Genomic DNA, 12,689 nt, shown 5'->3' with positions numbered 1-12,689 from the left:
CTACGACTACTTGGAAACCCCGCAATTACTACTGGGTCCGCGCGTAGTCAGGAGTTGCCGTCGAACAGGCTGGTGACCGAACCGTCGTCGAACACCTCTCGGATGGCCCGCGCAATCAGGGGTGCGATCGAGAGCACCGTCAGTTGCGGGAAGCGCTTCTCCGAGGGTATCGGAAGCGTATTGGTCACGACGACCTCGCGTGCGCCCGATTCCGCGAGGCGGCGGGGTGCCGGATCCGAGAAGACGGCGTGCGTGGCGGCAATGATGACGTCCTTGGCGCCGGCGCTCTTGAGCACCTGCACGGCGCCCGAGATGGTGCCACCGGTGTCGATCATGTCATCGATCAGGACACAGGTACGGCCTACCACCTGGCCCACGACCTGCTTCGAGATGGCCTGGTTGGGGACGGTCAGGTTACGGCTCTTGTGCACGAAGGCGAGCGGTGCCCCACCGAGCCGCTCCGCCCACTGCTCGGCGACGCGCACCCTGCCGGTATCCGGGGACACGACAGTGACGTTGTCGGCGTCGACCCGTGACCGGATGTAGTCCGCCAGCAGCGGGATGGCCATGAGGTGGTCCACCGGCCCGTCGAAGAATCCCTGGATCTGGGAGGTGTGGAGATCCACGGACATGAGCCGGTTCGCGCCGGCGGTCTTGTAGAGGTCGGCGATGAGGCGCGCCGAGATGGGCTCGCGGCCGCGCCCCTTCTTGTCCTGGCGGGCGTAGGGGTAGAACGGCGACACCACCGTGATGCGCTTGGCCGAGGCCCTCTTGAGCGAATCCACCATGATGAGCTGTTCCATCAGCCAGTTGTTCAGGGGGGCGGGATGCGCCTGGATCACGAAGACGTCCGTGCCCCGGACACTCTCACCCGACCGCACATAGATCTCGCCGTTGGCGAAGTCATAGGCCGAGACCGGCAGCAGTTCCGTCCCCAGCCACGAGGCGATCTCCTCCGCCAGTTCGGGGTGGGCACGTCCTGATGCCAGGACCAACTTCTTCTCGCCGCGTGCCGTGATCTCGCTCATGCCTGGGTGCTCTCTTCCGTGGGGTTGCCCGAGGGCGTGTCGTTCGTGGAGGCTGCGCCTGCCGCCGTGGCGGACGCGGTGCCTGGTCGCTTTCCGGCCACCCAGTCGGCGATGTTCCGCTGGGGTGCCACATTCACTGCAAGCGCCCCGGCCGGGACATCCTGGCGCACCACGGCGCCGGCGCCGGTGTAGGCACCGTCGCCGACCGTCACCGGCGCCACGAAGACCGTGTTCGAGCTGGTGCGGACGTGGGATCCGATGACGGTGCGGTGCTTGTTGACGCCGTCGTAGTTCGCGGTGATGTTGCCACACCCGATGTTGGTGAATTCGCCGATCTCGGCGTCACCGGCGTAGCCGAGGTGGGACAGCTTCGAGCCGCGCCCGATGGTGACGTTCTTGGTCTCGTAGAACGCGCCGATCTTGCCGTCCTCGCCCAGGACCGTTCCGGGACGGAGGTAGGTGAAGGGCCCCACGCTGGCCCCGGCGCCGATGCGCGAGCCGCTTCCGTGCGTACGGACCACGTGGGCGTCTTCGCCGATGACGACGTCCGTGAGGGTGGTGTCCGGGCCGACCACCGCCCCCCGGGACACGAACGTCTCCCCATGGAGCTGCGTGCCCGGCAGCAGTGTCGTGTCCTCCTCGAGGACCACCGTCGCGTCGATCCAGGTGGTGGCCGGATCGATGATGCTCACCCCCGCCAGCATCCACTTCTCGACCAGGCGCCGGTTGAGTTCGACGCCGAGCGACGCGAGCTGGACGCGGTCGTTGGCGCCCTCGACCTGCCAGCGGTCCTCCTGCACGACGGCCGCCACACGGCCCCCTGCGGCCCGCGCGATGGCGACGACGTCGGTGAGGTACATCTCGCCCTGGGCGTTGGCCGAGCCGACCTGTGTCAGGGCGCTTCTCAGGACCGCGGCATCGAAGGCGTAGATGCCCGAATTGATCTCGCGGATGGCGCGCTGTTCCGCCGACGCGTCCTTGTGCTCCACGATCGCGACCACCGTCCCGTCCTCATGGCGCTGGATGCGCCCGTACCCCGTGGGGTCCTCGAGCACTGCGGTGAGGACGGAGACGGCATTCCCCTCGCCCTGGTGCACCGCCACCAGTTCCTGCAGGGTCTCCGGCGTGAGGAGGGGTACATCGCCGTACGTGACGACGACCGTTCCGCTGACCGCGCTCCCCAGACGCTCGTCGAGGCCGGCGAGTGCCACCTGGACGGCCCGCCCCGTACCCGGGACGTCGTCCTGGTCGAAGAGCACCGCAGCCGGATCGACGCTGGTCACGTGCTCGGCTACGCGCTCGCGCTCGTGGCGGACGACGACGGCGAGTTCCCGCGGCTGCACCGCCCGTGCTGCCTGCAGGGAGTGGCCGATCATGGAGACACCGCCGATGCGGTGAAGGATCTTCGGCGTACGCGACTTCATGCGCGTTCCCGCCCCGGCGGCGAGGACGATGACCGCGGCCGGCGCTTCGGTGTCCCTCAGGTGTGTGGTGGCAGTGGTTCCGACCTGGTTGCTCACGAAGAAGCGCTCCTACCTATAGGTGACCGGCGTGTGCGGCGGACGGGCCTGTCCGGCCGGCAATTCGCCGTTCCGCCCATAGGATTCGAACCTATACTCCACAGCTCCAAAGGCTGGGGTGCTGCCATTACACCAGGGCGGACCGCGACGACGCTCCGCTGGGTGGTGGAGCATGTGCGCACGGTTCTCTAGTTTGCCATGCTCGCGGAGGGTGGGCGACATCAGGCGCCCGCGATCCGGGTAGGGGCTAGATCAGAACCAGCACGACGGCTATGGCCATGACCAGCAGAACCGCAGACATCCACGACCGAGGCAGATCCGGCTCGTCATTGAAGCTCACAGGCAGCCGGGCTAGATTACGAGCATGCGTCCTCCCCGGCCAGCGATGTCCAACGCCGTTCCGCCTCCCGTGCTCAAGGAGGAGTCTCCTCCCCCTTCGGTCCGGAGGTCCGGCGGCCTCTGGCTCCTGGCAGTGGGCGTCGGGGTCGTGGCGCTCGTCCTCGCCTTCCTCGACCGTGAAGCGCTTCTCGACACTCTGGCGGAGACCGCCGCAACCATCGACAGCGGGGCGGATGCCGCCAGGCTGGACCAGGTAGCCCTGATCGCCCTGTGGGGAACCACGGGGGTCTTTGCCCTCGTGCTGCTGATCGAGGCGCTCCTGGTGCGGCCGCTCCTCCGTGGCCGAGGGTGGGCACGCTGGGCGCTCCTCGCGATGGTGGTCGCCGACGCAGGTGCCGTGCTGCTGGTCCTGGCGTTCCTAGGGGACGGTTCTGCAGGGTTCCAGCCCGCGCCCCACCTGGCAGTCGTCCACCTGGTGCTCGCCGTCGTGGCTCTTGTCCTCAGCCTGTTCCCGTCCGCTTCACGGTGGTTCAAGGAGCATGGGCGTCAGGCGCGAGCAGTCACGAAATAGCGGGAAGCGTCAACCCCGTGCCAACTCCCTGTCCTGTGTGCCCGAGCCGGCACGGACCACCAGTTCCTCGCAGGTGCGCACGACGACCTGGCACGCTTCCAGGGCTCCCCTGTCCGTCAGCGGATTCTCCGACAGCACCCTCCACCGGTGAAGTTTCCCGAGCGACGCGGCGCGAATGTCCTCGGGACCGGCGGCCGGCTCGAGGCCCAGGCGCTCCGGAGCACCTGTACCCGAGCCTCCGACGAGCCGCTCCGCCTCGCCCGCGGCCGGCACCGGCAGCGGCACCTGGCCCGAGCGCAGCGCCGACAGCAGCCTCAACTCGCTGATCTCGTGTGCATTGGCCTTGATCTTTTCGATGCCTGCCAGAACCGCACCACCGGAGTCCCTCGGATTGCTGTGGACCAACGCCTCGAGGCCCGTCAGCGCCGTCCGGACCCGCAGCGTCGAGGCGCGGGCGTCGAACTGCCGCGTCACGAGTGACATCAGGTTGTCGAGCCCACTGCGCCGGGCGAGCTCGTGTGCCAGCACCGTGGAATCCCTGATACCGCCGCGGACAAGCGCGGCTCCGAGGCGGAGTCCGAACATGCCGAAGCGGTCGAGGAGGCGTGCCGCTTCATCGGTGGGTATGCCGACGGCGCTGCTTCCCGCCACGAAGCGGTCGGCGGAGAGCAGCAGGCGTTCACGCTCCGTGTTGCCGAGCGCCGCCAGGGCCACGAAGGCTTCGTACTCCGCCTGCCGCAGCGTCCGCGAGCTCTGGGCGACCAGGCCTGCGATGGGCAGCACGTCCAGGACCAGTGACTTCAGCGACGGATCAGTGCGGTAGCGGTCAGCGATCCGGGAGGCAGAGATGAGGGAGTCGATGCGCCCTGCACCGACCTCGTCCGCCCGTGACAGGACCGCGAGCGCGTTCACGGTCCCGGCGTGGGCGGCGCTGGTATCCCGGAAGGCCTCGAGGAACTTCAGGTCGGAACTGTGGAGATGCCGCATCAGGTAGATGACCGCGTCCGCTTCGGACGGGGAATCCTCCGGGGTGAGGAACCGGGTGCTCCGCGCGGACACGTCAGCGGAGAGGGAGGCGATGCCCGGGGTGTCGATCAGGGTCATGGTGCGCAGGTTCTCGGCCGGCCACTCCACAACGAGCCGGGCTACGTCCTCGGCCCGCAACCCACCGAGGTCGAAGACGAGCCGCCCGTCAACCCTCGTCAGGGGAAGCAGCCGCGCCTCACCCTCCAGGGGATACAGCGTGATCCGGGGCGTCGCGGCGTGACGGTACCAGGTGATGATGCGGGTGCACTCCCCCGTATCGGTGGGAGCGATCTCCTCGCCGATGATCGCGTTGAGGAGCGTGGACTTGCCGGCCTTGACCATGCCCGCGACGGCGACGCGCAGCGGTTCCCGGAGGCGCTGGGCGTAGTCCTCGAGCTGCGTCCGCAGCGCCGGTTCGTCGTCGTACACCTGGATCGCGGCCTGGAGCAGGGCTTCGACGGCGCCGCTGTCCCTCATGTCCCTGCTGCGATCTCGTCCGGAGAACGTTGTGCGACCAGCACGGCCCCGGGGACGGGAAGGAGCGCCTTCGCCTGCGCGTGCACCTGGTCTATCCGGGCAAGTTCGGCTTTCAGCTGGACTACACGCTCGTCGCGCTGCTGGCGGTAGGTGGAGGCCGTCCGCTGGGCGGCAGCGACAGAATCGGCCAGCGACCGATGATGCTCCTCGGCGATATCACCGAAGTGGTCGCGGATCTCGCGCTGCACCAGGCGCAGCCGGTCCTTCAGTTGCTTCCCGACCTGGAAGACGACGTCGTCCATCTGTCGCCGGACAAGCGCCTTCGCCTCCGACTGACGGCGCTTCAGCCGGGCATCCTTGTCCTCCCGGTACGCCTTGCGGCCCAGTAGCAGTCCGGCGCCCACCGACAGTGGATTGATGAGGGACATGCCGATGATGCCGGTCAGCAACCCGAACATCAGCACGCCTCCGTAGGAACCGCGCATGCCGATCAACACCTTTCCTGCTGCGCTGACGTGTCCGGGGTCGAGGAAAGGTACCTCCTCGACCGGGGCGAGGACACCGTCCGTGCCGGACACCTCCAGGAGTGGCAGGGGCACGTTGTCCACCGCGAACAGTTCAGCCACCTGCTCGGCGAGCCAGTGCGAGCGTTCGTTCGTCCACACGAACGTGTCAGACACCGCGGAAGCGACCCGCTGCTCGAGCCACTCCGCGAACTGGTCCCAGACGGGCCCGGGGTCCCCTTCGTCGATAGCGGCCTCCGCCTCCCGCTGGATGGTCCGGAGCCGGTCACGGAGATCGTGCTCCATGTCCGAGATCAGGTCGGAAGCACCATCGTTCAGCGTGGTCTGCCAGCGTGAGGAACGCTTTCGCTGCTGGTCCGCCTTCTCCTTGGCCTCCTCCAACTCGGCCAGGAGCACAGGCACTCCCTCGGGGTGCTGCAGCGCCTGGAGTTCGGACTGCACCGACAGGCGCAGGTGCTCTGTCGTGGACAGCAGGTCCTGGGCCACGGAATTCCTGCGCAGCGCCTGGGCCTTGCCGACGACGTCGTTCCTGAGGTAGGCGATGAGTTCCGGGAAACCGGACTCGCGGTTCAACTCCGCATCACCGGTCTGGGCAGCGAACAGGCGGAGGTCCGAAGAAACCGGGATCAGCGGCGTGCTGTCCATGCCTGCAGTCGCGAGGTGGCCCCTGTCGAGGTCGGCGACGGCCCTCCACTGTGGGTAGAGATCGGTCTTGGAGAGCAGGCACGCCACATTCGGGACGATGCGCTGGGCCTGCTTCAGGAACCGCAGCTCCGGTTCGGTGTACTCCTGTGAGGCGTCCGACACCAGGAGCATGGCATCGGCCGTGGGCAGGGCGGTGAGGGTGGTCAGCGCGTGGGCCGATTCGAGGCCGCCGACGCCCGGGGAGTCGATGATCGAGAGGCCGTCGGCCAGGACCCGTCGAGGAAGGCGCACCTCGGCAGAGGCCAGGCCCTGCCGGTTCGAGGGGTTGCCCCGTTCCGACACGAAGCCTGCAATGTCCTCGAGTGCGATGGGCCGGCGCTCGACCGAGGAGGTGTCCTGGTCCGGACCCCCGTCCTTGTGGGGTATGAGGACCGAGGCGCTTGCCGGATCACCGAAGCTGACCAGGGTAGGTACGGAGGTCGCGATGTCATCATCCACAGGGCAGACCGGGGCATTGACAAGGGCATTGATCAGCTTGCTCTTGCCCTGCTTGAACTCCCCCACCACGATCACGCGCACATCCGGATTCGCCAGGCGTGCGAGCGTCTGCTCCAGCCTCTGGCGCAGGTCTGCCCGATCGCCGTTGGCAACCAGGCTGAGACCGCGGTTCACGAGCGTGATGAGATCGTTCATGTAGGACTCCCCGGTGAGTTGTTCTATGAGACCACAGGCAAGCCCAACGGGGAATCATCCCCGTTGGGCTTGCCTTCGTTGTGCTGCGATCAGAGCGACGAGTCGTCCACCGAGACATCGGTATCGACGACGACATCCAACTCGTTGTCGACGAAGATCGCCGATTCGTCGATGGAGGTGTATTCCACCGTCGTGTTGTCGGTCACGACCTCGTTGAACGAGTTCTCCAGCTCGACCTCGGCAACGATGGAGTTGTCGACCTCGTTGAACGAGTTTTCCAGCGCGACGTCGGTGTCGATGACAGTCGAGGTCTCGTTGAACGCGTCCTCGATCACGACGTCGGTGTTGAGCGAGTTGTCGGAGTTGAACGAGTCCTCGAGCTCCACGTCGATCTCGGTCGAGTTGTCGGTGTTGTCGGTGTTGAGCGAGTTCTCCAGTTCGACATCGATCTCAGTTTCGACCGAGTTGTCCGTGTTGTCCGTGTTGAAGGAATCGTCGACCTCCACGTCCACGTCCGTGTTGTCGGAGTTGTCGTTGAACGAGTCCTCGAGCTCCACGTCGATGTCTGTTTCGACCGAATTGTCCGAGTCGTCGTTGAACGAGTCCTCGATCGAATTGTCGGAGCGATCCGAGTTGTCGGAATTGTCGTTGTTCGAGTCTGTGGTGTTGCCGATCTCGACCTCCGCAGAGCCGCTCGCGTTGACCTTGGTGGAGCTGTCCTGCGAGTGGTCATCGGAGTTGTCGACGGAGTTGTCGACCTCGGCGTCGCCGTTCGCAGCAACCGCGTTGTTACCCGAAGCGACGTAGGCCTCGTTGTCGAACATCTGGCTGACGTCACCGTCGGCCCAGATGTTCTGGTTCACCGACTGGTCGGTGATCGTGTCCCGGTCATCCACGGACGAGGTGTAGGAGTAGTTGTTGACGACGTGCAGGAGCTGCTGGACAGCATTGCCGTGGTCGTTGTCGTCCCCACCGGTAGCTGGATTGCCCGGATTCGTCGTTCCGCCCCCGCCGCCCGGATTCGTCGTGTTGCCGCCGCCGCCCCCGCCGCCCGGATTCGTCGTGTTGCCGCCGCCGCCGCCGCCCGGAGTCGTCGTGCTGCCGCCGCCGGTTCCTGGCGTGTAGGCGCCGGGGGTGACATCGCCCGAGGAGTTTCCGCCGGTGTCGTACCTGCGGTCGAACGAGCTGTCGTTGTCACCGCCGAAGCTCACCGGAGCGTAATCCAGGACCACGGGCATGACGGCGTCGACGTCGTCCATGCAGACGTTGCTGAGGCCTGCCTGTGCGAGGGCCGCCTCCGGGTCGCTGATGAACTCGTTGGCCGCATCCGCGTCATGGAAGAGGTTCATGAGGAAGTCGAGGAGATCTGAGGCAAGAGTAGTCATGACATATTCCTTCGGTATCTGTTACGCCGGCTGCTCTGCCTGGCTTGTTCCAAACCTAGGAGCCCGGGGGCACCCGGTGCATCGGTAGGTCCACCCCTAACCCGGGGCACTGATTAGGGGTTTCGCGCGCTCCGATTAGGGGCACTCACGGGTGAACCGCCGCCGGCGGTAGTACCCGGGGTGGTTGTCTGCTCGAGTGAAAGACGAAGCCGTGCCAGCAGTTCCGAGCGCGACGACGCACCGTAGCGGCGCCTGATACGCGCCACATGGTGCTCCACCGTCCGGGGCGAGATGAAGATCTCCTCGCTGATCTCGCGGTACGTCTTGCCCTGCAGGACCAGGTGGGCGATCTCGCGTTCGCGGCCACTGAGCATCGGGGTGTCACCCCTCGGCGCACTGTCGCGGGGAATGCCGCGCTCGCCGGCTCCCGCGCTCGGAGGTCGAGCGACGCCCACCTGCGTGCCGGGCCGCTCCTGGGGTGGCCTCGTCACCTCCGGTCGTATCAGCCGCTCCCGGACCGGTCGCAGGTCGCGTGCACACGAAAGCAACCTGGTCATGTCCTTTCGCTCTGCGGCACGCGCCGAAGCATGACCGGCCAGGCGCGCACCCTCCCAGGGGAAACCTGCTGCCGCAAGGTTCCTCGCCGCAAGCTCGACGAAGTCGGTGTCGAAACGTTCGGCAAGTACCGTCACCCATGCCTTGCCTGCACCGGCGAACGTGGCCGCCAGGGGGTAGCTCATGGCCTGGTTCACCAACGCCGCCGCATGTGGTCCGAGGTCATCCGGGCGCTCCTGCAGAAGGGCGGCCTGGACGGCGGACCAGTGCAGGGGCACGGACCACAGGGGAGGATTGCCCAGCCGTGAGAGAAGCAACCATGCTTCTTCCAGGTGCGGCTTGAGCCTCTCGACGTCGCGGAGCCGGGCCGCGGCGATGACGAGTTCGTTGAGCGGAAGGACTGCCATCAGGTCCACGGAGACATGAAGCAGCGCCTCCCGGGCGCGTTGCCAGGTCTGAACGAGCGCGGAGGTGTCCCCCGCGCGCCGTGCCAGCCCCACCTCGAGTGCCTGCAGCAGCAGTTCATCGCGTGGAACGAGGTGTTGCTCGAGCCTGCCCGCGTCGACGATGAACGTCCGTGCAAGGGCCGGCTGGTCGAGGAGCATGGCCGCCCATCCGCCGAGGAGGCACAGGCGCGGGCGGAGGACCGGACCCCCCTGGCTGCTTGCGAGAGCTGCCTGGATGACGGAGAGCGCGGTCTGCGGGCTGCCGGCCAGGAGCCCGACGATCGCGGCGAAACACGCGGGTAACTCCGGCGCGGACGAGCCCTGCCCCGTCGCGTTCAGGGTGTCGGAGGCACGGATCAGCATCGGAAGCGCGCCGTACGGTTCCGACTCGAGGGACAGCAGGGCTCCCTCGGCCAACAGCATGTATGCGACGTCCTTCAGGGATGGGGAAGGAGCCGCGGTTCCACCGCCGACCATGGAACGGGCGCCTGCCGCATCACCGGCAGCGAGCAGTGCCAGGGCGCCGAGAGGCTCGACTCCTGGTGATCGGAGCGCTGCTGCCCACTGTTGTACGTCCGCCGCACGGGACATCATGCCCCGGTGCGACCAGACCGCGCAGGACACCTGGACTGCCCGCGCGAAATCGGGGAGCACCAGCTGGGAATCGGGGGGCTGCTGCCCGAAATAGATATCCAGGATGCGGGAGGCGGTGTCGAGATCACCGAAGCCAAGGGCTGCCTCAGCCCGGCGCGGTGCAGTGGACAGGGAATCCGCGCCGGCGGCGACCGCGAGGTCCAGCAGTTCCAGCGCACCGGCGGGATCAGTGCCGAGGAGGGCAGTGCCCTGGTGCCCGAGCACGTCCGCAAGACGCTCGTCCACGTACCCTTCTGCAGCGAGCCCACGGGCGAGTGCACCAAGGGGCAAGGATTCGGAACAGTAGAGGTCGACGAGGGCGCGCTGTAGCCGACGTACCTGGTACACGTCGGCGTCCCTCAGCATGACGGCGCGAAGCTCGGGCGATGGCCGCCCGTCGGCCTGGAGGAACCCGGCACTCGTCGCGCGGGCCGCCAGTTGCTCGGCAGGAACACCTCCGCTGTACAGCAGTGGCGGCACGAGACCGGGGACACTGAATCCGATGCACAGGGCGAGGACGACCTCGTAGGTTGCTGTGTCCAGGTCCTGCGGATCGATGCCTGTTGTCATGCGCACGTGTGTTTCAAGGTAGTTGGCCCCCATGATCAAGCCACCGTTGCCGCGGACGAGGCGACGGACGATTCACCAGGAGACGGCGGATCGGCGGGTGTCGGATCGGCTGATGAAAACGTGGGCTCGGGCTCGGGGCCCGCGGTCGGCTCGGGGGCCGGCGGGGGCGTGGTCGGGTCCGTGACCGGGTCGGGCGAAACGGGGGTTGTGGGCTCCACGACAGGAGGTTCCAGAGTGGGATCCGGAGTCGTAGGGGGATCCACCGGCGTCGTGGGATCCACCGGAGTCGTCGGGGTCGGCTCCGAGGGTGCTGGACCCGGTTCGACAGGCGTCGTCGGGGCTGGGGTCGTCGGGGCTGGGGTCGACGGGAAAGGGGCGGGCGGCGTGGGAACGTCCGGGCTTGTACCGGGCTTCGAAGCGGACGCGGACGAGCCGGCGGCAGAAAGTGAAGGAGCGGGCGCTGCTCCTACCCCTGAGGGCGTCCCGTCGGCTGCTTTGTCGGATGTCGCTTTCCCTCCCTCCGTCTGTTCCGTAGTCTTGGCGGCGTTTCGGCCCGGAAGGTCCGACGAACCGGAGGGTTCGGCCTCCGCACCCTTGTCCCCGTCCTTCGGCGCTGGCGCCGCTCCCTCGATCCCGGCTCGTTCCAGGAAGTTCTGACCGAGATAGGGGCCGGCCAGGGGACCGACGTTCTCCCCATCCCGAGCCTCGTCGAGCGGGGTGGGTGACAGCTCCGTCGGCGTGATGGGCCGGGGCTCCTCGGCAGCCTCCGCCCGTTCGTTGGCCACGAACCCCGACAGGGCAGCAAGGCCACCGGGAGCATTGACGGCTGTCGCGGTCGCAACTCCCAGCAAGGCAACTGCCGCCGCAATGGCGCCGACGCGTACTCCGATGAGCCTGTTCGGCGTCATGGCTGCCGGACCGTGGCGCGGAACCGCTTCCGGCTTCCTGGCATGCAGTGAGAAGCCTGCTCGATTGACGCGGTGTGGCAGCGCATCGCCGTCCTGCATTTCGCCTGCGATGGAAGCCGGCGTCCCTGCCGCGGGAACCAGCCCCTCGTCCTGGTCCGGAATCTCTTCCAGCACCGCTGTTGCGAAGGCCGCGCCAAGGGCAACCGATGCCTTCGGGTCCAGGTCTACTGCCAGCGGGCGGTTGAATTCGGCGGACAGGAGCTGCGCGACCAACGGTATGCGTGATGATCCACCGATGAGCAGGATCGCGGTCAGGTCCTCGGCATCGACCTGCGCACTCGTCAGCGCACAGCGCAGGGTGTCCACCGTCTCGCCCAAGGCGGGTTCGATCATGGCCTCGAGTTCCGACCGAACCAGGCGTACCTGTGAGTGCGCCCCGGGAAGCATGACCGCGATGATCGCCTCCGAGTCCGACGAGAGTGCCTCCTTGGCTTCGGCACACTCCCTGCGAAGCCGGCTCAGTGCGGCAAGAACCTCCGGCGCGGAGGTGTCCAGGTCCGCGAGATGGACTCCGGGCTCGTTGATGACGTGACTGAAAACCTCCTGGTCGAAGTCGGCTCCGCCCAGCCGCTCGAGGCCCTGGGGTACTCCGAGGACCGTGAACGCGTTGGAGCCGGTCTTGCGGACCACGGTCGCGTCGAAGGTTCCCCCGCCGAGGTCATAGACAGCCAGGGTGGTTCCGCCTTCGATGTGCTCCCGAGAGGCGTACAACAGCGCTGCGGCTTCGGGCTCGGTCATCAGGACGACGTCCTGCAGGCCTGCCTCGGCCAGCGCCGATCTCAGGAGTGACTGCCTGTGCTCACCCCACCCGACCGGATGCGTCAGCGTGACTGACTCCGGGGAACAGCCCTGCCTCTCGGCGGCTACGTCCACCACCCACAGAACGACGGTGGCGAAAAGCTCCTGCGGCAGGACGGCGATGTCACCCACCATCAGGGGCACTTCGTCGCCTATCCGGCGCTTGAACTCCCGTGCCAGGCGCTCCGGCTGGGAACTTCCCCTGCGTTCGGCGACCTCGCCGACCAGTCGGGTGCCGTCCTGGCCGATGAAGACGACCGTCGGTATTACCGAGGCCCTGCTGCCCAGTGCCAGGACCTGTGGCTCACGAAGCCCCTGCGGTCCTGTCTCGATGACAGCTGCTGCCGTGAAACTTGTTCCTACATCAATGCTGAGACCGTAGCTCATAGCTTCCCCGTGTCATGCTCGTCCTGACCACTCGGCCCCAGCTAACAGGACGGTAACGAGCGAAACGAGAGTAATGCCCCGCTTCGTGTACTCGTCTTCGATGCAGCACTACTTGTCCCCTTCC

8 protein-coding genes and 1 tRNA gene are annotated in these 12,689 nt (G+C 67.0%); 1 reads left to right on the top strand and 8 read right to left on the bottom strand.

Annotation, left to right across the window (positions count from 1 at the left end; genetic code table 11):
* Positions 1-47: 47 nt before the first annotated feature.
* The 3 genes from RCH21_RS11880 to RCH21_RS11870 form a co-directional block, all read right to left on the bottom strand.
* Positions 48-1,028: a ribose-phosphate diphosphokinase gene (locus RCH21_RS11880; RefSeq protein ID WP_326964529.1), complete on the bottom strand. Its 981-nt coding sequence runs from the start codon at positions 1,026-1,028 to the stop codon at positions 48-50.
* Entirely contained in the window at positions 1,025-2,548 is a 1,524-nt protein-coding gene (glmU, locus tag RCH21_RS11875; RefSeq protein ID WP_326964528.1) for a bifunctional UDP-N-acetylglucosamine diphosphorylase/glucosamine-1-phosphate N-acetyltransferase GlmU, read from the bottom strand. The genes RCH21_RS11880 and glmU overlap by 4 nt, the downstream gene beginning before the upstream one ends.
* A gap of 70 nt (positions 2,549-2,618) precedes the next feature.
* A tRNA-Gln gene (locus RCH21_RS11870) sits at positions 2,619-2,690 on the bottom strand.
* A 222-nt stretch (positions 2,691-2,912) separates the two neighbouring features.
* On the opposite strand from RCH21_RS11870, the gene RCH21_RS11865 reads away from it, so the two are divergent.
* Complete coding sequence (locus RCH21_RS11865; protein ID WP_147394311.1) at positions 2,913-3,458, top strand: hypothetical protein; 546 nt, start codon at positions 2,913-2,915, stop codon at positions 3,456-3,458.
* A 9-nt stretch (positions 3,459-3,467) separates the two neighbouring features.
* Here the strand turns inward: RCH21_RS11865 and RCH21_RS11860 are convergent, their stop codons facing one another.
* The 5 genes from RCH21_RS11860 to RCH21_RS11840 all read right to left on the bottom strand — a co-directional run bounded on the left by RCH21_RS11860 (position 3,468) and on the right by RCH21_RS11840 (position 12,565).
* On the bottom strand, positions 3,468-4,961 hold the full coding sequence (locus tag RCH21_RS11860; RefSeq protein ID WP_326964527.1) for a dynamin family protein: 1,494 nt from the start codon (positions 4,959-4,961) through the stop codon (positions 3,468-3,470).
* A complete protein-coding gene (locus tag RCH21_RS11855) occupies positions 4,958-6,823 on the bottom strand; it encodes a dynamin family protein (protein ID WP_326964526.1) in 1,866 nt (621 codons plus the stop codon). Before RCH21_RS11855 ends, RCH21_RS11860 begins: the two co-directional genes overlap by 4 nt.
* A gap of 89 nt (positions 6,824-6,912) precedes the next feature.
* Positions 6,913-8,208, bottom strand: coding sequence for an IniB N-terminal domain-containing protein (locus tag RCH21_RS11850; RefSeq protein ID WP_326964525.1), 1,296 nt, complete (start codon positions 8,206-8,208; stop codon positions 6,913-6,915).
* A 113-nt stretch (positions 8,209-8,321) separates the two neighbouring features.
* Complete coding sequence (locus RCH21_RS11845) at positions 8,322-10,412, bottom strand: helix-turn-helix transcriptional regulator (protein ID WP_326964524.1); 2,091 nt, start codon at positions 10,410-10,412, stop codon at positions 8,322-8,324.
* Between the two features lie 35 nt (positions 10,413-10,447).
* Positions 10,448-12,565 carry an Hsp70 family protein gene (locus RCH21_RS11840; RefSeq protein ID WP_326964523.1) on the bottom strand — a complete coding sequence of 706 codons (2,118 nt, stop codon included), beginning with the start codon at positions 12,563-12,565 and terminating at the stop codon, positions 10,448-10,450.
* Positions 12,566-12,689 lie beyond the last annotated feature (124 nt).

Source organism: Arthrobacter sp. PL16, assembly GCF_035985055.1.
Classification (GTDB): Bacteria; Actinomycetota; Actinomycetes; order Actinomycetales; family Micrococcaceae; genus Arthrobacter_D; species Arthrobacter_D cheniae.
This window is presented reverse-complemented; position numbering and strand designations above follow the sequence as displayed.